This window comes from Vibrio sp. 1249-1 (assembly GCF_033340495.1).
Map to the genome: position 1 here is coordinate 93,713 of NZ_JAWOWJ010000003.1, position 21,508 is coordinate 115,220.

Here is a 21,508-nt window from a genome sequence, read left to right on the forward strand (position 1 = left end):
TGAACTCTTCGAGTTTTAGTTGTTTTCGCACTCAAAATAGGTGCGTTATTAGGTCGTTGAAAATGAATAAGCGTTATTTCCCAAGAGTTGATTTGCCACTGCTCATGGCGATCATTCCGATCATGCTGTTAAGTTCGCTCACTCTCTGGAGTGCCAGTAGCTTTAATGAGGCGATGCTCTTCAAACATTTGGCGCGCTGCGGACTGACATTAGTTTGTATCTTGGTCATGTCCTCGATTCCAGCGTCCAGCTATCAGCGCTCAGCTCCATATCTCTACATTATTGCGGTTGCGCTACTACTTGCTGTCGCTTTATTTGGTGATAGCACCAATGGCTCTCAACGTTGGCTCGATATCGGCTTCTTCCGCTTTCAACCGTCCGAACTAATCAAACTTTCCATTCCAATCATGATCGCCTGGATGCTTCATATTGAAGGAGGTCGACCAAACAGTCGGAAAATTGCGTTTTGCTTACTTATTACAATGATTCCTGCCGGGTTAATCGCGCTACAACCGGATTTAGACGGTGCAGTTTTTACCATCATTTATGCATTGTTCGTTTTGTTTTTGGCTGGCATGAGCTGGAAAATAATCTGCGGGTTTATTGCGAGCATTTTAACGTTAGCACCTATTTTATGGTTCTTCGTTATGGAAACCTATCAAAAGAGCCGTGTAACACAGTTCTTGCACCCTGAGTCCGATCCACTGGGTTCGGGCTACCAAATCATCCAATCTTTGATTGCGATTGGCTCAGGCGGTATGAAAGGCAAAGGTTGGATGAATGCAACGCAGGGAACACTTGGCTTTATTCCAGAAAGTCATACGGACTTTATTTTTTCGACCTATGCGGAAGAATGGGGCTTTGTTGGCAGTTTAGTCTTACTCGCATTGTACTTGTTTATTACTGCACGCGTTATGTTGCTTGCATGTCAGTCTGACCACTTTTTTAGTCGGCTGGTAAGTGGCGCATTAGCGATGAGCTTTTTTCTGTATGCTTTTATCAATACGGGCATGGTGAGTGGCTTGTTGCCAGTAATGGGTAGCCCACTTCCCTTCTTTAGCTATGGCGGCACGGCGATGCTAACTCAAGGTATCTGTTTTGGTGTAATCATGTCGCTGTGTTATTCCAAATATCGTAACGCATAGCTCTGCTTGAGAAAAAGCGATCAAAAAAAGGCTTCCCTGAGGAAGCCTTTTTACAACGATATGAGCGAATTAATTACAGCTCTGCGTTGTGGTAAACCTGCTGAACATCATCACAGTCATCTAGAAGATCTAGGAATTTCTGGAACTTCTCAGCATCTTCACCCGATACAGGCGTATGAGTTTGCGGAACGAATGTGATTTCTTCAACATCGATCGTTAGATCTGGGAATGCACCGTTAAGCGCAGTTTTTGTTTTGAAGAATTCAGTGTGAGGTGCGAATACAGTGATAACACCGTCTTCTAGCTCAACGTCAGTAACGTCTACGTCTTCCATCATTAGCGTTTCTAGGATGATTTCATCATCGTCGCCTTTGAACTGAAATACCGCTTGGTGATCGAACATGTGAGAAACCGAGCCCTCTACACCAATTTTCGCACCGACTTTCACAAAGCATTGGCGTACATCTTGGAAAGTACGGTTGCCGTTGTCTGTTAGACAGTCAACGATAACGCTAGTACCGCCAGGACCGAAGCCTTCGTAACGTGCTGGAGTGTAGTCTTCACCACCGCCACCGTTCGCTTTGTCGATCGCTTTATCGATAACGTGCGCAGGAACTTGGTCTTTTTTCGCTTTTGCGATCAGGTGCTTCAAAGACAAGTTCATGTCTGGATCACCACCACCGTTTTTCGCGCACATGTAAATTTCTTTACCGTATTTGGAATAAACTTTAATTTTCGCGCCTGCAGTTTTCGCCATAGAGGCTTTGCGCACTTCAAAACTTCTTCCCATCGGGATGTCTCTCTAAATTCAAATTTAATGCGAAGGATTTTAGCAAAAAGCGAAACCTTTTCAATTTCGCTTAGCAAAGGAATAGGGAGGTTACCTCATTCGTCGCATTGGATTGAACCATTGCCACGGTTCGCGTTAAGCGACACCCATTACTCGTTTGTACTTTTCGACCGATTGCTGGAAAAACGCCTTTTCATCAGCATCGTTAATCTTGGACAACTGTTCTTCTATTGCTTCAGGACCAGATTTGGCCTCTCTGAGCTTCCAAACCAAAAACGACGCCTGCTTATCCAGTTCGATTTTGTTTTTTTCGTCAGGCGGCAATAGGGATAGATTAAACGACATTCACAGCCTCAAGGTACTTTAAATACTAGCCGGGCACTATATCACACAGAGTTACAATTACAGAATAGAAACGCACTTAACTTGATCGATTTCAAGTTAACTATTTAGGCACAGCGCTGATTTTCAGTGCTTTTGGTAAATGCTGTTCGAATATTTGTTGTAATCGAGTCTTGGTAACGGGTTTAGCCACGAACTCGTTCATCCCAACATCGAAGCAATGTTGCTGATCCTCTTTAATGACATTGGCACTTAGCGCAATAATTGGAACGTGTTTCCCCCACTCTCCCATTTTTCGAATTCGCTCCGTAGCAATAAACCCATCCATCACAGGCATTTGACAGTCCATAAAAATCAAATCGAAAGGCTGCTGATCACACAGCTGCAATGCTTCTTCGCCATGGTTGGCGACACTCACTCGCACACCCAGTTTTTCTAACATGATGCGAACTACCTTCTGATTGACGATGGTATCTTCAACAACCAATACCCAAGGTTTATCGTTATCTTGAGGGCTGATTTCGTTGTCTTCCGCTTTCGGGAAATCTAATACATTAAGTTGGTCGGTATAGGTCGATTGCGCATTTATTACAGCAACAGGAATCGAAAATTCAAAACAGCTTCCCAGCCCAAGCTCACTTGTTAGTTGTATTTCCCCTCCCATCAAGTTAACCAACTGTGCAGCTATCGCCAAACCAAGCCCTGTCCCACCATACTTTCTGGTGGTACTACCATCAGCTTGTTGGAAGCGTTCGAAGATTGCTTGTTGGTGCTCTTTCGCAATACCAATACCAGAATCCACAACTCGAAACCGGATATGAGCGGTCTCTCCATCAAGTCGAGATAACGCTACAAGAAGCTTCACATGGCCGCGCTCGGTAAATTTAATCGCGTTGCTCAACAAATTGTTCAGAACTTGTTTCAATCGTGTGGCATCACCTTGCACTTCCATTGGCAAGTGAGGATCAATATCGCTGAGCAGCTGTAAGTTTTTCTGCTTGGCTTTGACACTATGTAAACTGATGACATCGTCAAGTAGCTCGCGAAGATCATAGCTCGTGTATTCCAGCTCTACTTTGCCAGCTTCAACTTTAGAGAAGTCCAAAATGTCGTCGATGATCGTCATTAGTGAGTGAGAAGAACTGTCAATGATCTCTACAAACTCTTTTTGCTGGGGATCGAGGTCGGTGTCATTGAGCAACGACGACACACCAATAATGCCATTCATCGGTGTGCGGATCTCATGACTCATAGTGGCAAGAAACTCACTTTTCTTACGATTAGCGACTTCTGCCCTATCGCGTTCAGCCTCTAACTCAGTCTGGTGCTCTTTCACTTTCTCAACACTTCGGTTGTATTTCTCTGCCAAAACACTCACTTCATCAAAGCACCATCGTTTAGGGAGAGTCACTTTACTCGGCACTGTACCGCCACGAAAATCGCTCACCGCACCAGACAGCAATTGTAACGGATTGACCAACAAGCGAAACGCCACCCAAAGAACACCAATGATGAGGACAAGAATTTTGATCGCTTCTGTCGTAAGTAGAAAAAAGAACTGCTGCCAAAGATCTTCATATATCGCGCTAAGATCCGATTGAACCGTTAATATCGCGAGATCATACGCTTTATCGCCGACCCGATACTGCATCGGCCAGCTTCTCTCGACAACATCCTCAGAAAGCGCCGAACCTAATTCAATGATAACTTCGTCTTCACTAGCAATACGTAAGTAGTCCACCGAGGGCATACGCATTGCACCTTGAGCTTGTGTCAGCAACAGCTCCCTATCCTCTACCCACAAACTCGCAGAAAAGCTCGATAAATAGCTAGACTCAACCTGCTTTAATTCAACATCTAAATGGGCTAAATCTTCGTGAAAAACTCGATATAAGCTCACTGTAGAAATGATGACCGTAAAGATTAAACTCAACGTTAATACCGCCAACATAAGTTGGTTGCCGATACTAAAACGACGTTGAGATCGCTCTTTTTCATCCATATGAAACCGCTCCGATAAACTTGCGCTACTCTAAATATAGCTACGCACAAATAATAATCGAGGATACGATGAAAAGACTTCTACTTAGATTGGCTTTTAGCTTAATTGTTGTAAGTTCTCATGTGACCGCAAATCAAGTGAACTATTACGTCATTGCTGAACAAGCTCGACCATTTCAAATTGAACAACAGGGACAAATGCACTCAGGGATTGTGACCGATATCGTCAGCGCTATCTTCGCGGAGTCGGATTACCAAGTGAATTATCATACTTATCCATTTAAACGTATGATTTCCATATTGGAAGAAGGCGCTGAGCCAAACTGGTTAACTTATGGCAGCCCGAACTGGGGCAAGGTGCAATCGGAAAATTTATCTGAGGAGCCCATTTACACTGTAAAACATGTACTGGTGTCGAGTAGCGAGAAGCCTTTAGAATTCAAAAATATGGATACGATGCATGGTCGTTCTATTGTATTACTGCTGGGGTTTGATTATCCAAATTTAACACCGTTCTTTGAAAATGGCAGTGTCAATGAAATGCGCGTGAAAGACTACAACGCCGCATACCGAGTGATAAGCCGAACCCCTGGAGATACAGCTTTTGTCGAGATGGAATCCCGAGTCCTTTACAACTTAAAGCGACTCAATTTGCCGTTAGAGAATTTTCAGATACAGCCTTTCAGCTCGGTTATTCCTGACTACTCAATCTACCTGGCTTTTTCACCTCAAATGCAACCAGAAACTCAAAATTACATCAATACACGACTCGTTGAATTAAAAGCCTCAGGGGAAATTGATGAAATCATTCAAAAGTATCAATGAATCAACTCATTAACAAAAACGCCAACGATGATACGTTGGCGTTTTTGTTTCTGTAAAATCTGTAGCACTTACTTAGTGTGGTTAACAAACTTAGGATCAAACATGTGCCCCAATTTACTCGCCTTGGTTTGCAGGTAATGTTGATTACTTGGGTTATTCCCTTCTTGTAATGGCACTCGTTCAATGACGTTAATATCAACCGCTTTTAAGGCGGCGAGCTTGCGTGGGTTATTCGTCATTAGACGCACAGCGTCAATCCCCAAATGCTCTAGCATTCCTTTACAGAACGCGTAATCACGCATATCAGCGGCAAAACCTAAACGTTCATTTGCTTCCACGGTATCTGCGCCATCATCTTGTAAGTGATAGGCACGAATTTTATTAATCAAGCCGATTCCACGTCCTTCTTGACGTAAATAAAGCAGCACGCCACATCCCTCTTTGACGATGTTTTGTAGCGCTCTATTAAGCTGAAAACCACAGTCACAACGCGTGCTAAATAGAGCATCTCCGGTAAGACACTCCGAATGCAACCGAATAAGTGGTGCTGCACTTTTTGTTGGCTCGCCATAGACCAGAGCAAGATGCTCTTTATTTGTCGCGGCTTCAATAAAGCCGTACATCATAAATGTGCCCCACTGGGTGGGCAATTTGGCTTTATCGATAAACTTCACGAGATTGTAAGGCTCAACATGTCTCAGCTCTGCCCGCACATTCATCAGAATCTCTCCTAGATGATTTTCTCCTTTACCATCTCCCCCGTCTCCCCAAAAGGCATCTTTATGAGAATGCTCTGTTAGGCAAGCGTTACCCGTTCTCATTAATTGCTGCGCTAATGGTGGATTTTGTAGAAACTTTTCCCTAACGATGAAAGCCATAACAGCCAACTTTATATCGTCCCAATCGCTTCTGACAAAGTGTTCGTATTTACGGCTTAAAGCAAACGCTTCATCAGGGGTGCTTGCGTGCTGAATTTTACTTTGCAACTGAGCATCGAGAAACTTTTGGGCTTGGTAATAATGTTCGCTGGTGGGCCAAGTTTGGGAGGAGATATTGACTGGGGCATGGCAAAAGTTTGAGAGAAAACCGTGGGGCTCATCGGGTTCATAAAAAAGGATTTGATCAACCATACTTGCGCTCCTTGCTTTGTGGTTGCGATAATCAACAAAAAGCATATCGCTACTGATATATCTAGTAACACAAGGTCAGATTGTCAAACTTCTTCGGGACGGGACGTGAGTGTGAAACTCGTGCTTTTGAGGCGCAAGACGGATAAATGGAGGTTTTGAATAAGAGAGTAATAGAGTGAAAAAATAAAAAGGGCAGTCCGTCGACTACCCTATGGGTTGCTAAACCAACCTGAGGCGATCAGTGTATCAAGCCAAGCTCCCTTGCTTCTTCAATGGTCAACCCACTTTCACGGATCTCACGTAACGCTTCAATGCGTCTTCTGGCTTCTGCTGATTTCACTGTTTTCTCTGGCTTCACAACGGTTTCCTCATCAGGTAATTCCCATTTGTGAGCGATGTTGGTCATCTCGTCATGGTCGATAGAATTAATGGACATATTTCCTCCGAACACACCATGTTTTCGATGCGTAATCTATAGCAAAACCGGAACAAGGTGGTAAGAAAAACTGTAGGGAAATGTGACCCCTCCCGCCCTTTCGTTAACTCCTTAATAGATTCATCATTTAAGTTTTGCCAAGGGACAAATTTACGATTAAATTTGAGTAATTACCCCTACGAAAAGTGTGCTGATCTAGCTCTCAATTCTGCTCTTCTTTAGTTTTATCAACGACGCATTACACCACTTCCTGTTTCACCTAACTTTCGAGTCACTTCACTGATTCATAGCTTGATACTTTCTAAAAACCGCCACACCTGATAATGATAATAATTATCTTTTAGATTGATAAGGTGTTTATATGGATGGTATTAACTTAAGTCATGCATACCACAATGACCCGGTCATCCAGATCCGAGATTTGTGCGTCGATTACATCACTGATAATGGTGATTTTAATGCGGTAAAGTCCGTCAGCTTTGATATCGGCAAAGGCGAAGTATTTGGTCTTGCCGGTGAATCTGGATGTGGTAAAAGCACAATCGCATTCTCAATAAATCGTCTTCATAAGCCGCCAGCGTTCATTTCTGGCGGTAAAATATGGTTTGATGGCAAAGATATCCTTAGTATCTCAGACTCTGAACTGACCGCTCTAAGGTGGAGTGAAATCGCCATGGTGTTCCAGAGCGCGATGAACTCACTCAACCCTGTCTTAACGATACAAGAGCAATTTGCAGATGTGTTACGACACCATCAAGGCCTCACTAACGCTCAAGCAAAAGATAGAGCAGAAAAGTTGTTGGACTTGGTCAATATTCCTCGAGAACGCTTAGCAGAATATCCTCATCAATTTTCAGGAGGAATGCGTCAGCGCTTGGTGATAGCCATTGCTTTGTCTCTAAATCCAAAACTGATCATTATGGATGAACCCACAACAGCATTAGATGTAGTGGTACAGAGAGAAATTTTACAGCAAATTTATCAGCTTAGAGATGAGTTCGGTTTTTCAGTCCTCTTTATCACTCATGACCTGGCACTCATGAGCCAACTATGTGATCGAATTGCAATCATGCGTCACGGAGAAATCGTCGAAGTCAATCGAGCATACGATATACGCAATCATCCTCAACACCCCTACACGCAAAAGCTATGGGCTTCTTTCCCAAACATCCATGACGTCCACAAACAACCAGAGTTACAAGGAGCGTAACCATGAGCCAGCCTATCATCCAAATGAAAAATGTGATTAAAGAATTCAAAGTGGGCGGTGGTTTAGCGAAAGAGGAAACCTTTCGTGCGCTTCAAGGAGTGACTTTTGATCTGTACGCAGGAAAAACCTTGGCTTTGGTTGGAGAGTCAGGCTGCGGTAAGAGTACTTGCGCTCGTTTAATAACCAAAGTCTATCCTGCAACGGAAGGCGAGATCCTTTTCAATGGCACTGACATAAATGAGATCACGTCACGATCGGCTCTACAAGAATATCGCAGTAAAGTACAAATGGTGTTTCAAGATCCGTTTGGCTCTCTCAATCCAACTCATACCATTCGCCATCACCTAACACGTCCTTTAAAAATTCATAAACAAGTCAAAAACGAGCGCGACATCCCAGCCCGCTTGGAAGAGCTTCTAAAGCTGGTGGAACTACCTGAAGAGACATTGAATAAGTTCCCTCACGAACTCAGTGGTGGGCAACGTCAGCGAGTAAACTTAGCAAGGGCTTTAGCGGTAGGTTCGCAAATCATTCTTGCGGATGAGCCTACGTCTATGCTGGATGTTTCTATTCGCTTGGGAGTGTTGAATTTAATGCAACGAATGAAGCAAGAACTGGGAATTGGTTTTTTATACATCACACATGATCTGGCGACTGCGCACTACATCGCGGAAGAAACCGCAGTAATGTACAAAGGGCAAATCGTTGAATGGGGCGACACTCATTCAATACTTAAGAATCCGCAGCATCCTTATACTAAGCTGTTGATTTCTGCCGTTCCTGATCCTGACTTACCTTTTGGTAACTTAGTGAAAAATGAGCCAAACTATTCGGCAGATGCCGATGAAATTCGTCAACGTAGCAGCATAATTGTCGACGAATTTGATCAAATAGGGCCAAATCACTATGTAAAACAATGGACTGAGGCAGCGTAATGGATTTGAGTACTTGGCAAGATCAAATCGCCATGTGGTACGAACAGCGGAAACATGATCAAGTAGAAAAATTGGAAACGATCTTATATCAGGTGCCTGATGACGTGTTTGGACCCGAATTGAGTGATCTTCAAAGTAAAGCGATTGCTTGCTGGTTGGATGGATGTTTACGCGTGTTTCAACATGCAAGCTACCAAGACCCTCAGAAAGCATATCAAACCTTGCTTTATACGAGTGCAAAGCTTGAACAAGCAGCATGCCAAGTCTCGACTGATATTCTGATCAAAGATTGGTGTTTGAGACGACTTCAGCATCTCACCGTTGTGGCGTTAGAGTTTTGTAATCAGCAGTGTGATCAAAACAAGTGGCAGGAACAAGCCCATAGCTTAGTCGAATCACATGTTGCGTTGATGCGTTCATTACATTGGAATGAACCCAAGAAGCATGATCAAGGTTTACCTCATTAGTCCGGAAAAATGATCAAGGCTTAATTAGCGGAATTTTAGGCAAAAAAAAGCGAGTTTCCTGAGGAGAAACTCGCGAAGTCTATTCAGAATGAATGTAACAATATGAGCCAATCTATTAATCATCAGAAAGGACAAAAGGTTGTCTATTCGGGATAAATAGTAGTATTAGGCTTGGCTTCTAATGTCAGTGGTTTGTAAGAGTTAAGTCTGTTTTTTATCATCGAAAGACATTGTTACATTTCAAACCGATACATCACACCTATAGCTTGATACACATCAAGCGACACTTTTAAATCGCCATTTCATCCAAGGCACGAAATACCATTTCATCCATGTGACCATCGAAGATTTGACGACAAACTTTCCGACGCACCGCTAACCCCGCAATCAAGCGCTCGATGGTAAGATGCTTAACATCGTTCTGGGTGTTAAACAGCTCGACGGTTTTACTTAATGTCTCATAAGGAATCGGCTCATCCCCTACCCTTAGCCAATCGAGCTTCTCTATGTAATCTGAGCACTCTTCTTTGATTGAGGCATAGGAGTGCCCTGTCATCGCAGACAAAGCCGTTATACTGCGTTCTAGAGCCTCTGGTGAGGTATATTTAGATAGAGTAATGGTGATCTCATCAGCATTGATCTCTACCAAATGTTTTCTTTGCTTCACGCGTCGCCCTAAATTTCCTCTTGGAGACGGTGCTTTGCGTTGAATGGGCTCAAATTCGCCGTCTATGATGCCTGAGAGCTCCTCAAGCTGTTGTCGGGTTACCATCTCATTACGAAGTGGATTTGGCAGCGTAGGCGCCATGTTACGCTTTCCTGCGTTGGTCGTTCGCGCTCGCGAGTAACGTAAGACCTCTTCGACATCACATTTGATGTCGATCTGGTAGTCCATCACTTTGTCATTTTCGATCATGGTTTCGATCGTCAGGTGATAACCCCACAAATTAACGACGAATAGATCATCATTCCCTTTTCCATCAGACAACCGCTTTAGTTCTCGGATCAGATCCATGGAGAAACGTCGCCATTCAATGTTACGTGCAAGTTTCTGGTTTAACTCACTCAGTAGCATGCAATCCGTGTGACGACGAACCATGCGACTACGGAAGAAAGAGTACAGTTGAAACACCAAAGTATGTTGTTTCAAGATCTCTGGTGGGAACAAGAAGAAATAATCGCGTGTTAGTAGTTCTTCGTAGAACGACGGTTCCCACACCAAGATGTATAAGTTGGGTTTAATACGAATTTCGCCATCACTGCCCTCAACGGGCGCTTCTTCTGAAGCCGTGATGGTACGGGCTAAGAAGCGGAAGCGGTCACTCTTAAAGCCTTCGGGCATGTTTTCACTTAGCCAACGTCCAGTAAGTTCATGGAGCTGAAAATCAGTGAATTCAATGCGATCAATGCTATCGCGAATGGAATCACGAGCTGGGCCACTGTCTTTTTTGCCTCTGAGCGACAAAATATCAGTGATGTATAGCGGCGTTTTGTTTGGTACGTGAGCCGCATCAAGTTGATACTGATCTTTGTGATGATCATGGTACTGAACTGTTAACGTGAAGAGAGCGAACAGGGTCATGAGATCATCCACAGTCATGATATTTTTGGATGATCGCGTCTCAATAACGGCTTTTGTGCCAGAGATCGACACCATGGATTTCTGATAACTTTTTCGAGTTCTTGGTGGCGCAAGTGCTTGGTCAATTATCCCAGCCCAATTTGTTGGAGATACAACAAATTGATCGGCTTCATCTTTCATCGTGGGAGGTGTGTTTAACCCGTGCTCATTCAACAAACGTTTGTTTACTTGAGTCTGAGCCAATGCTTTCGAACGTTTTTGTTTCTCGTTCTGGCGAACTTTGTCGGTAACAAGACTTGTTGCTCCCAACACAGATATAAGCTGATTGGGATTCACAAATTTGTGTAGCATCGTTTTACCAGCAAGTCCCTCTTCAAAACGCACTGGAGTTTGAGTAAATAAACCAATATTTACTGCCGCGCGCAAACGTTGTTGCAGGGCTGCACGTGTGAGTTGCCCATCTGTTGCTTCCACAATCTCTGTGGTTGAAACCAAACCATCCTTGCTGCTGAAGCCTCGTAATGAGATCAGATTAAGCAACTCTAAGATGCTTTTAGTCACCCCTTTGAAATGTTGGTACTGCTCTACCCAATCCGCAGAGGATTCATGTACCTCAAAAAGATGGCCATCTTTGTGGCTTCTCGGTGCTTTAATCAGAATTTTTTCATCAGCCGTCATTTTAGATCCAGATCACACTAGCCGTAGTTGTGCTATGGTTCCGAAGAATAAAGAAAAACAGATCATAAATAAAGAAAAAAGATTGTTTTTTAAATAACTGATCTTTTTGATTAATCTGATCTTAATTGATTATATGATCTAATGATCTGGCTTGGAATTTTCCTCTAAGTTTTTGTTCTATAAGGCTATTATTTTCATGTATTTCGGAACTATGATCATAAGAAGTCTGAAAGTATGATCAACAATAACCTGAAAGCATGATCATATTTATTCGTAAGCATGATCATTAAGGTTATGAAAAGATGATCAAAAGAGTCTTGAAACGATGATCATGATGTTTTTACAGGTTATCCACAGATGCAGTATTTAATAATGATCTTCACGATGATTATATTGTGCATTGGTAATGTTATTTATACTCGGATCGATGATCAAGAGCCAATATATCTATCGTTCTGGCGCCCATATTGATGAGATATCACTCATCTGATTAAAATACATTCAAGTCGCTCATATTTAGAAGTAAATCCTAGTCTCTGCTTATTTACAGGAAGCATGATCATGAGAGTGTGATTTATCATAGCAACTTGCGCAATTTCATTGTTCCGGCTTCTATACCGTCAATTTCTGCTCAATCCCCCATTCTGTCTGCACTCAACCGTAAATCAGAGAAGAAAACTCATGCTTCCGAGAGATTCTAAGGCTTGATCATATTTCCGATTAATGGATCTTATTTTATTTGCGTGTTTACACCGTACTCTGCTCAATTTTGCCATGATCATGCTTTCGGATTTGTTTATTAACACGGAAGCATGATCATAAGTATACCTTGATCATACTTCCATAGATGTTTCGCTGGAACTACCCTATTTTGTTCGGAGACATGATCAAGGTGTTCAGGTCTTTATTGTTCCGATATTACTTACTATTTTTCGTTTAAATTAGGTTGGTCTAACATAATCCGTAATTTAGCTTAAGATTATAATCGTTCCGGTAGAAAATTGATTTACATTGTAAATGAGTGACGCTGTAACACTTTTTATTTTTAAGTTTAGGTGTCCACTTATGAGAAGATTATTTGATTAAAAATAGTTATCTTTTTGACCATAAATCATAAAAGCGTCGATTTGGGTGTTTTTTTATGTGATGGTTATTCAAAATGTTCGTGCACCTTTTTGTTGTTTTTGGTCTTTACTGCTGTACAATTGAAATTATAAATCCTTCCAACGGAATTTGGCATGAAAAGAGAAAAAACGATTGAAAACCTTCTTGAGTTAGCGGAGCTGACTCAGCAGGTTCAAGCTGACCGTATTGAAATTGTTTTAGAAGAGCGAAGCGATAACTACTTCCCACCAATGTCGAAAGCGATGATGGAAACCCGTTCTGGTCTAACTCGCCGTAAGCTCGACGACGCGATTGGTAAAATGGAAGCCGCTGGGCATCAATTTACCAAAAACAACGCGAATCATTATTCAATTACGTTAGAAGAAGCACACATGCTCATGGATGCGGCTGAAGTGCCTAAATTTCATGAGCGTAAAAAGAATTCAGGTAACAAACCTTGGATTATTAATGTGCAGAACCAAAAGGGCGGTACAGGTAAATCAATGACCGCGGTTCATTTAGCGGCATGTTTAGCGCTAAATTTGGATAAACGATACCGTATTTGTTTAATCGACTTAGACCCACAAGGCTCGCTACGTTTATTCCTCAACCCGCAAATCAGCATGGCAGAGCATGATAATATCTATTCTGCGGTAGACATTATGTTGGGTAACGTGCCTGATGGTGTGGAAATTGACAGTGAATTTTTACGTAAAAACGTATTGCTGCCAACGCAATATCCGAACTTAAAGTCGATTTCAGCATTTCCAGAAGACGCGATGTTTAATGCGGAAGCATGGCAAACGCTATCTGAAGACCCATCACTCGATATCGTCCGTCTGCTGAAAGAGCAACTGATTGATAAAATTGCTGATGACTTCGATATCATTATGATTGATACCGGTCCACACGTTGACCCATTAGTATGGAATGCGATGTATGCATCAAATGCCTTGCTAATTCCTTGTGCGGCTAAGCGTCTGGACTGGGCTTCAACAGTAAACTTCTTCCAGCATTTGCCTACGGTATATGAAATGTTCCCGGAGGACTGGAATGGTCTTGAGTTTGTTCGCTTGATGCCAACCATGTTTGAGGACGACAATAAGAAGCAAGTTTCTGTTTTAACTGAAATGAACTATCTTCTAGGTGACCAAGTTATGATGGCTACTATTCCTCGTAGCCGTGCGTTTGAAACCTGTGCCGATACCTACAGCACAGTATTTGATCTGACAGTAAGCGATTTTGAAGGCGGTAAGAAGACACTAGCCACCGCGCAAGACGCTGTTCATAAAAGCGCACTGGAATTAGAGCGTGTGCTGCACTCTAATTGGCCGTCATTGAATCAGGGGTAATAAGTAAATGGCTTTGAAAACGTCTGAATTAAACGCGAAATTATTTGGCAAAACGAATAAGCGTCGTGTTGTGACTCCGCAAGAGGCGCAAACTGCGGCAAAAGAGAAAGCTCAAACGATTGAACTAGCAGTTGCAGGTGAAAATATTGTTCAGTTTGAACTTGTGCGTATTCCTGCAAATAAAGTTGCGACAGAAACAACAGTATTTGTTGATAACGCTCGTGAGCAATCGTTCTTAAACGAACATGCTTTATCTGATGTTTTAGTCACACTCAAAGAGCGTGGCCAACAATATCCAGCAGTGGGTCGTAGAACTGAAGATGGCAAGATTGAAGTTTTAGATGGTAGCCGTCGTCGCATGTCTTGTATCCTCGCCGAACAAGACTTTTTGGTTTATGTTGCTGACAACATTAATACTGACCATGCTAAGTTTTTGTCTGATGTGGCAAATGCTCACAAGCCGCTCTCTTTATATGAAAAAGGGAAAGAGATGCAGGCTAAGCTTGATAGTGGTGAAGCTGAGGATCAGAAAGCATTGGCAAAAATGTTCCAGTGCAGTGAAGCGTTGGTAAGTGGCGCTTTAAAAGCCGCAGCATTACCGTTAGAACTGCTTCAAGCGTATCCGAATGTTGGCGATCTCGGTCGTCCAACTATCGTGAAACTGCACAAACAGTTTTCAACGCTGACACCAGAGCAGCAGCAAGAGCTGTTAGATAAATGTCGCTCTAGCGAAGGGTTTTTATGGCAGCGAAGCACAGCTCAAGGCGTTGCTCGTCTGACAAAAGAAGTCACGGAAAGCATCGAAAATTGGATTACTGAACTTGCACCAGCAAAACCTGGCAAGAAGACGGAAAAAGTCGACTTAGTAAAAGGTCGAGCAAGCTATAGCCGAAAAGGTAGCAGCCTGGCGTTGAACTTGAAGAAAGTTGACGACAGCTTAATGGAAGAGATTCTTGCGTTTGTACAAACCAAACTGCAATAACAAATGATGATTGAATCAACCGCCTCCGGGCGGTTTTTTTATATCTGAGAAGCGTCAAATTAAAGATGTGATACCATTACGTCAGTTCAACGTTGGATAGACAAAATGCAGACACAATCTGATTTCCTTTCATCACTTCAACATCAAGCTCACCAATCTTTCCAAAGGATTGGTGTTGTCATTCAAGGCGAGGCTTCTTGGCAAAATGCGTTGATGTCAGAGTTCCATAAAACGCAGCGCCATCAACGTTGGTTTTCTGTTGGTGATTTTGGTTTGAAAAACGTATCCAGCGTTTCGTCTAAACAAGGGCACATGTTGCTAGGCAGAGAGTGTGACGTTCTATTGTTTGATGCTCGAAATGGCTTTGACGCAAATAGTTTTACCGCCACGCTTGGCTCATTGGTTGGCGGCGGTTTTCTTATTGTCATTACTGAGCTGCGACAAAATGCGAATTTTGCTCAGCAATGGATGCATAAACAATGGGAGAAGCTCGTTGTTATTGAGCAAGACAAACCATTGCCAATGGCTCCAGACATCAAGCAGGCAGAAAAAGAAAGCCACTACACGGAACAAGAACATGCCATTTCTCTAATTGAAAAGGTGGTAACTGGACATCGAAAGCGACCGTTAGTTTTGACCGCTGATCGTGGGCGCGGAAAAACAAGTGCCCTCGGCATTGCGTGTGCGAGCTTATTACAGCAGAAGCCACTTAGAATCTTAATTACGGCACCATCTATAAAAGCCGTTGAGCCTGTTTACCAACATGCTTTGCGGCTACTTCCTAATGCGCAGCGTATTAGGAAGGACAGATTAGAATCAGGGCAGGGAGCCATTCAATTTATTGCTCCTGACGAACTTCTATCGAGCAGACCTGAATGTGATTTGTTACTTGTCGATGAAGCGGCTGCAATTCCAGTTCCTATGCTCAAAAGCATTACCGAACATTATCGTCGACTCGTTTTTTCTACGACTGTTCATGGTTATGAAGGTTGTGGCCGGGGCTTTACGATTAAATTTGTTGATTGGCTTCAGAAACAGCGTTCGGGAATGAAAACATGGCACATGACACAGCCCATCCGCTGGAGCATGAATGATGCGCTTGAATCATGGCTCTATGACGCGTTTTTGTTGGATGCGGAGTTAACGCACCATCAACTTAAACAGGTCGACTCAATTTCCCTTTCTAAAGCCGATAAGAACAATTTGATATCGCAGCCTAGTTTGCTGCGTGAGTGCTTCGCTCTTTTGGTGAATGCTCATTATCAGACCTCGCCGAATGATTTGATTCACCTTTTGCAAGACGACAACAGTCAGCTCTATTTTGCTAAGCAAGATAATGCGGTTGTGGGGGTGATATTAGCGGTCGAAGAGGGGGGCCTTGACGATGAATTGATTGAAGAAATCCAGCTTGGTAAGCGTCGTCCTAAAGGACACTTAGCCCCAATTACGATTGCAAACCACCTAGGATTCCCGAATGTCGCGAATCTATCGACGCTGCGAGTCATGAGAATTGCGGTTCATCCAGCATTGCAAGGCAAAGGCATTGGTCAAAAAATTCTGCAGCAACTTGAGCAAATGGCTGCTAAACACATTGCCTACTTATCCACGAGTTTTGGTGCGACGGAAGAGTTGCTCTATTTCTGGCGACAATCGAACTTCCGTACAATTCGCTTAGGGTCAATGCGCGATGCTGCTAGCGGTTGTTATTCAGTCTTGATGGTCAAACCTTGTGATTCCCAACAGACGGCTTGGGTCGACCAATCTCAGGCGCTATTTGAAGAAATGTTGTCTAACAATGTGGCTGACGTCTATCCAAAATTAGAAGCCCCTATTTTTCGAGCTCTATTGCCGCAACCTTTGGGAATGAGTCCACTTCATCCCGCTAAGTTATTACTAATTGAATGTTATGCTGATGGTGGTAACAGTTATGAGTCTGTGTCTGTGTGGCTTCAGCAGTGGTTACTTAACTTAGGTTTGAACTCCGCTTCCGACTTGATGATCAGTAAGCTTTTTCTTAACCGTAGTTGGACTGAATGTGCTCAGCAATTTGGTTTACCTGGAAGAAGGCAAGTTGAGCAGCAGTTAAGGGACGAAGTAAGACACATTTGGAGCGATTTACACTGTAAACAATAAAGGGAAATTTACACTGTAAATGAAATTACTGGGAGCTGATTTTACACTGTAAATCCAGCTCCTTTTTGTTTCAGCGTGTATTTTGATTGAGCTTTAGGCTAAATCGAGTTTTCTCTTAATATCCTGTTTAACCGTTATTGATGGATTACTTTCTTTAGTGACGTGAGCCCTATAATAAGAAATGCGAGGTTTGTTCAGAAAACGGATTTGGGTAGACTGAAAGTGTTGATGGGAAGCAAAGTGGTAAGGGTATGTGGAAGCTGTGTCTTGAGTTATCTGAAGATAAGACCAAGGTGATAGCCCGTCTTCCGGGAGAAGTGGACCTCGGTGGTGAGCTAAATCAAAATGAATTAAACGAGCAGCTCGTCGCAATGAACGCTGAAAAGATGTTTGTTGTTGAGGGGGAAGTAGTGAGATTCATTAACTGCGCCAAAGAACGTAAAGCCGAGGCCTACGAAGGCATCGTCATTGCGGAAAAACGCAACGCGCAAGTTGAGGTTGAATTATCGAATAATGACATGCTCGCCAGTATGAACGTTGTCGGCGCGTACGGAGGCCGAGGTTTACGTGGCCCCGAGATTGTTCAAGCCCTTGCTCAAGCGCGAGTTTCGAAAGGCATCAACAAACTGGCTTTGAAGAAAGTGTTGGTTGTCAGCACTCAGCTCAAACCAGGCGAAACTTTTTCTCAACCTGTAGCGGTTGGTAAGCAACCTATCAAAGGCAAAGACGCTCTTTTTACTCCTCTTGTTAAAGACATCACCAAACGCATCCTCAAACCCAAAGACGGCCAATCTGCTAGCGACAAAATTGATTTACGTAACCTCGGTGAAACTATCGCGGTTGACGTAGGCGATGAGGTGATGCGCCGCACGCCTGCGACCAAAGGTACGCCTGGTTTTACTGTTCAAGGGCGAGTGATTCCTCCACAAGCCGGAAAAGACAGCCCAATGAAGCCAGGCAAGGGCACCGAGATAAGCAAGCAAGACCCAAACCTATTGATTGCATCGGTATCCGGTACGCCTCTGATTAAAGACAAAACCATTGAAGTTGATAACGCACTCTGTCTCAATAGCGTTGGCGTGAATACAGGTCACGTGAAATTCAAAGGGAATGTGATTATCGGTGGCAACATTGAATCTGGCATGATTGTTAAAGCGACGGGTTCTATTACTGTAGGCGGCTTCATTGAATCGGCTGACGTACAAGCGCAAGACGACATCCAAGTTGGTAAAGGGATCATTGGCCACACCGTGAGTGATGGCCAGCCAAAGAGTTGTCACGTCAAAGCCAAAGGTTCGATTCGTGCCAGCTACGCCCAATATTGTGATTTGCAAGCCGGCGAAGATATTGAGTTGGCGGTGCACAGCATGAATAACGATATTGTTTGTGGGCGCAATCTGACGGTGCTAGACGCGAACAGTAGGAACGGCACGCTCAGCGGCGGAGATGCAAAAGTCGGTGGCAAAGTGGTGTGCTTACAATTGGGCGTAGAAGGCGACACCGCCACTAAGGTAGAAGCGTTCGCACGCTATTCTGCATTTAAGGAGCGATTAGCTGAGCTTAAAGAACAATACAAACGCGCTCAAGAAGGCACGATGGATGTGATTCGTAAAGAGCTCGAATTTAAGAAACGTCCTAAAGCCGAACGTACCGACGAAGAACAAGCTCAGATTGACGTGATGAAAACACAAAACAACGAGCAGCTTGAAGCGATAAAGCAAAAGCTAGAACAAACGGAACATGACTTTGAAGTCGCGTTAGAAGAAAATATTGTCGAAGCCAAAGAGCGTGTATTCACTCGCGTGACGGTGCAGTTTGGCGACGAACAAGTAACGACAAAGCGCACTCATGGCGGTTGTTCGTTCCGTTTCAATCAATACGAAATTAAAGTCTCGGCGAACTTGGAAGAAGAGGACGTCGCTGCGGTTTAAGCTTTCTTACTCACTGAGCCCACACGTCGCAACAAGATGTGTGGGCTTTTTTTATCTACAAATCGACAATGTGCTCTTGATAGTAGTCCGCAAGCGCACCCACTTGGCTGCTACACATTACTTTCATTGCTTGTTTAATGTGTTCTATTGGCCAGTTCCACCATTGGATATTGAGTAGAGTTTCAATCTCTTTATCGCTGAATCGTTGACGTACGACTTGGTTGTTTCCAACCACCACAGAATAAGGTTGCACGTCTTTCGTCACTACGGCGCGTGCTCCGACGACGGCTCCATCGCCGATGTTTACTCCGGGCATGATCATCGCCTCACTGCCAATCCAAACATCATTTCCCACCACTGTGTCTCCGGCACGCTCGAAACCGTCTTGTACGCCTTCTCCAAATTCTTCAGGAGAGAAGGGGAAGGTCGAAATCCAGTCAATGCGATGACCTTGGTTTCCTGCCATCATGAAGGTGGCTCCAGAAGCGATGGAACAAAACTTGCCAATGATTAATTTGTCGATGCTATCGGGTTCTCTACTTTGCCATTCTTGAAGTGTGACGGGGTCACCCAACAAGTAGCGTACCGCTTGCTCTTCGAAGCTTTTTTGATGATAGAAGCCCGAGTAATAGCTGTAATCGCCAACGATGATATTGGTATTAGTGATGTGATCTTTAATGACTTGACCTTTTAACCACGTGTCGAAAACACTCATAACTCATCCTTTCAAATTTAGGTTGTACAGAGTTTAGAGGCTTTCTATTATTTCCAGTAGTTTGATTTTAGAGATTCAGAATTACTGTATGGAAATAAAATGGCTCAGCTACGTACCACTTTACGTCGCTTTGTGCGAGGAGCGAAGTATTGCTGGCGCAGCAAAGCGCCTGAATTGTTCGAATGCGCATGTAAGTCGGCAACTTAAACAGCTTGAAGACATATTGTCGGTGCAGCTTATTCAGCGAACTACGCGCCAGTTTAATTTGACCTACGATGGTTTGCGGTTTTATCAGCAGGTAAAGCAACTGCTCGAAGGCGCTGAGCAGATCAATGAGCAAGTCATGGCAAACGAGATCGTATCGGGAAAATTGAGAATAGCGGCGTCTGCTTCTTTCGGAGCCGCGTTACTCAGCCAAACATTGATCGAGTTTCGATTGCAACATCCACAAGTGAGCGTCGAAGTGATCTTCACAGAGACACCTCTCGACTTGATTGAGGCTGGGTTTGATATCGCATTCTACTTTACCGATACTCCTCCAGAGGGATACGTCGGCCATCAGCTACGCACTTTACACTGTAAACCGATCGCTCATCGCTCGTATTTAGCTGATAAACCAAATGTAAGTACGCCAGAGGAGCTTGGTGACTTAGAGCACATCCTTTATAAAAGTCGCGACTTGGTGTTAGATAAGTGGACGTTTACGCATAAGAAAACTCAACAGCAGTGCAGCATTGAGTTAGAAAGTACGCTGAGTTTTAATCTTGTCCAGTCCATGTTGGATGCTACTTTGGCTGGCTGTGGTGTAGCCATGTTAGATGAATTTGCACTGGCTAAACTCGACCCTGCACAAAAAGAAAAACTCGTGAGTTTGCTGCCAGAATGGCAAACGGATGCGATTTTGCCGCTTTATCTGCTTTACCCAAAACGTGAGCACTTACCAAGAAGAACGCGAGCGTTCATTGATCACTTTAGGAACATATATTCTGTCGGCGAATAGCGACAACAAACTTAGCAACAATTGAGGAAGCAAAGGAATGCGAAAACACTGTATTGCGATTGGCGGTGGGGGCTGGATGATGGGAGAGAATCCGAGCCCACTCGATCAATACATTTTGTCTTTGTCTGGTAAGGAGAATCCAAACATTTGTTTTCTACCGACAGCCACGGGAGACGCCGATGAAGTGATTGAACGTTTTTACGATGCGAAGCTTAGTGAAAACGTGACCCATTTTCCGCTGTTTAAGTTTGAAGCTGGTTGGAAAGAAACGCTATTTGAACAAGACATCATTTACGTCGGTGGCGGTAATACGCGTTCGATGTTGGCCATTTGGCGCGAATGGGGTATCGATAGAATACTCAAGCAGTGTTATGAACAAGGCATCATCATTTGTGGCATGAGCGCAGGTGCAATTTGTTGGTTTGAGTTTGCGGTGACAGACAGTGATCCCGAAGCATACCAAGTTATGCGTTGTCTTGGATTTATTGACGGTTTGGCTGCGGCGCATTTTTCTCATGTAGGTGAGAAGTTCGAGGTTTTCCAAGCCTTTGCTCGTTCTCAACCGAGCATCACTTGTTATGGCATTCACGATTATGCGGCATTGCACTTTGTCGATGGAAAATTGTTAGCTACTGTCACCAGCTTTCCTGATGCCGGTGTGTTGGTTAAAACAGGTAACGAAGAAAACATATTGCGAGGATGAGCTTCTTCAAATCAGCATTAAAGGCAATAACTACTGACCGGACATAG

The 21,508-nt window shown here is 43.6% G+C and carries 18 protein-coding genes; 11 read left to right on the forward strand and 7 right to left on the reverse strand.

What is annotated here, in order from left to right:
* Nucleotides 1–62 precede the first annotated feature (62 nt).
* The gene (rodA, locus tag R7Z50_RS07220; protein WP_017633806.1) at nucleotides 63–1,145 is read left to right on the forward strand and encodes a rod shape-determining protein RodA; all 1,083 of its coding nucleotides are present in this window, start codon (nucleotides 63–65) and stop codon (nucleotides 1,143–1,145) included.
* A 73-nt stretch (nucleotides 1,146–1,218) separates the two neighbouring features.
* On the opposite strand, the gene R7Z50_RS07225 is transcribed toward rodA, so the two are convergent.
* The 3 genes from R7Z50_RS07225 to R7Z50_RS07235 all read right to left on the reverse strand — a co-directional run bounded on the left by R7Z50_RS07225 (nucleotide 1,219) and on the right by R7Z50_RS07235 (nucleotide 4,279).
* Nucleotides 1,219–1,935, reverse strand: a complete 717-nt coding sequence (locus R7Z50_RS07225) for a YebC/PmpR family DNA-binding transcriptional regulator (protein WP_005374482.1) — start codon at nucleotides 1,933–1,935, stop codon at nucleotides 1,219–1,221.
* Between the two features lie 135 nt (nucleotides 1,936–2,070).
* Entirely contained in the window at nucleotides 2,071–2,280 is a 210-nt protein-coding gene (locus tag R7Z50_RS07230; RefSeq protein WP_005374484.1) for a DUF3283 family protein, read from the reverse strand.
* 100 nt (nucleotides 2,281–2,380) lie between these two features.
* Nucleotides 2,381–4,279 carry an ATP-binding protein gene (locus R7Z50_RS07235; protein WP_318148978.1) on the reverse strand — a complete coding sequence of 633 codons (1,899 nt, stop codon included), beginning with the start codon at nucleotides 4,277–4,279 and terminating at the stop codon, nucleotides 2,381–2,383.
* A gap of 68 nt (nucleotides 4,280–4,347) precedes the next feature.
* Here R7Z50_RS07235 and R7Z50_RS07240 point away from each other — a divergent pair, with 68 nt between their 5' ends.
* A complete protein-coding gene (locus R7Z50_RS07240; protein ID WP_005374490.1) occupies nucleotides 4,348–5,103 on the forward strand; it encodes a substrate-binding periplasmic protein in 756 nt (251 codons plus the stop codon).
* Between the two features lie 68 nt (nucleotides 5,104–5,171).
* Here the strand turns inward: R7Z50_RS07240 and ribA are convergent, their stop codons facing one another.
* The gene (ribA, locus tag R7Z50_RS07245; RefSeq protein WP_017635221.1) at nucleotides 5,172–6,233 is read right to left on the reverse strand and encodes a GTP cyclohydrolase II; all 1,062 of its coding nucleotides are present in this window, start codon (nucleotides 6,231–6,233) and stop codon (nucleotides 5,172–5,174) included.
* A gap of 238 nt (nucleotides 6,234–6,471) precedes the next feature.
* Nucleotides 6,472–6,669 (reverse strand): PA3496 family putative envelope integrity protein, encoded by a 198-nt coding sequence (locus R7Z50_RS07250; protein ID WP_005374493.1) that lies wholly within the window; start codon nucleotides 6,667–6,669, stop codon nucleotides 6,472–6,474.
* A 361-nt stretch (nucleotides 6,670–7,030) separates the two neighbouring features.
* On the opposite strand from R7Z50_RS07250, the gene R7Z50_RS07255 reads away from it, so the two are divergent.
* Genes R7Z50_RS07255 through R7Z50_RS07265 form a run of 3 tightly spaced genes read left to right on the forward strand, consistent with a single transcriptional unit; the run spans nucleotide 7,031 to nucleotide 9,281 of the window.
* Nucleotides 7,031–7,879, forward strand: a complete 849-nt coding sequence (locus tag R7Z50_RS07255; RefSeq protein ID WP_005374497.1) for an ABC transporter ATP-binding protein — start codon at nucleotides 7,031–7,033, stop codon at nucleotides 7,877–7,879.
* Between the two features lie 2 nt (nucleotides 7,880–7,881).
* Nucleotides 7,882–8,814 carry an ATP-binding cassette domain-containing protein gene (locus R7Z50_RS07260; protein ID WP_318148979.1) on the forward strand — a complete coding sequence of 311 codons (933 nt, stop codon included), beginning with the start codon at nucleotides 7,882–7,884 and terminating at the stop codon, nucleotides 8,812–8,814.
* The gene (locus R7Z50_RS07265) at nucleotides 8,814–9,281 is read left to right on the forward strand and encodes a transcriptional regulator (RefSeq protein WP_318148980.1); all 468 of its coding nucleotides are present in this window, start codon (nucleotides 8,814–8,816) and stop codon (nucleotides 9,279–9,281) included. Before R7Z50_RS07260 ends, R7Z50_RS07265 begins: the two co-directional genes overlap by 1 nt.
* A gap of 289 nt (nucleotides 9,282–9,570) precedes the next feature.
* On the opposite strand, the gene R7Z50_RS07270 is transcribed toward R7Z50_RS07265, so the two are convergent.
* Nucleotides 9,571–11,541, reverse strand: coding sequence for a replication initiator protein RctB domain-containing protein (locus R7Z50_RS07270; RefSeq protein ID WP_017635223.1), 1,971 nt, complete (start codon nucleotides 11,539–11,541; stop codon nucleotides 9,571–9,573).
* A gap of 1,238 nt (nucleotides 11,542–12,779) precedes the next feature.
* Here R7Z50_RS07270 and R7Z50_RS07275 point away from each other — a divergent pair.
* The 4 genes from R7Z50_RS07275 (at nucleotide 12,780) to R7Z50_RS07290 (ending at nucleotide 19,043) form a co-directional block, all read left to right on the forward strand.
* A complete protein-coding gene (locus R7Z50_RS07275) occupies nucleotides 12,780–13,997 on the forward strand; it encodes an AAA family ATPase (RefSeq protein ID WP_005374503.1) in 1,218 nt (405 codons plus the stop codon).
* A 7-nt stretch (nucleotides 13,998–14,004) separates the two neighbouring features.
* A complete protein-coding gene (locus tag R7Z50_RS07280; protein WP_005374504.1) occupies nucleotides 14,005–14,979 on the forward strand; it encodes a ParB/RepB/Spo0J family partition protein in 975 nt (324 codons plus the stop codon).
* 105 nt (nucleotides 14,980–15,084) lie between these two features.
* On the forward strand, nucleotides 15,085–17,112 hold the full coding sequence (locus R7Z50_RS07285; RefSeq protein ID WP_225477231.1) for a tRNA(Met) cytidine acetyltransferase TmcA: 2,028 nt from the start codon (nucleotides 15,085–15,087) through the stop codon (nucleotides 17,110–17,112).
* Nucleotides 17,113–17,363: 251 nt separating this feature from the next.
* Complete coding sequence (locus tag R7Z50_RS07290; RefSeq protein ID WP_318148981.1) at nucleotides 17,364–19,043, forward strand: FapA family protein; 1,680 nt, start codon at nucleotides 17,364–17,366, stop codon at nucleotides 19,041–19,043.
* A 55-nt stretch (nucleotides 19,044–19,098) separates the two neighbouring features.
* Here the strand turns inward: R7Z50_RS07290 and catC are convergent, their stop codons facing one another.
* Complete coding sequence (gene catC, locus R7Z50_RS07295) at nucleotides 19,099–19,758, reverse strand: type C chloramphenicol O-acetyltransferase (RefSeq protein ID WP_025768711.1); 660 nt, start codon at nucleotides 19,756–19,758, stop codon at nucleotides 19,099–19,101.
* 88 nt (nucleotides 19,759–19,846) lie between these two features.
* Here catC and R7Z50_RS07300 point away from each other — a divergent pair, with 88 nt between their 5' ends.
* Both R7Z50_RS07300 and R7Z50_RS07305 read left to right on the forward strand, forming a co-directional pair.
* On the forward strand, nucleotides 19,847–20,758 hold the full coding sequence (locus R7Z50_RS07300; RefSeq protein WP_318148982.1) for a LysR family transcriptional regulator: 912 nt from the start codon (nucleotides 19,847–19,849) through the stop codon (nucleotides 20,756–20,758).
* Nucleotides 20,759–20,795: 37 nt separating this feature from the next.
* Nucleotides 20,796–21,461 (forward strand): peptidase E, encoded by a 666-nt coding sequence (locus tag R7Z50_RS07305; RefSeq protein ID WP_054575283.1) that lies wholly within the window; start codon nucleotides 20,796–20,798, stop codon nucleotides 21,459–21,461.
* The last annotated feature ends 47 nt before the right edge of the window (nucleotides 21,462–21,508 follow it).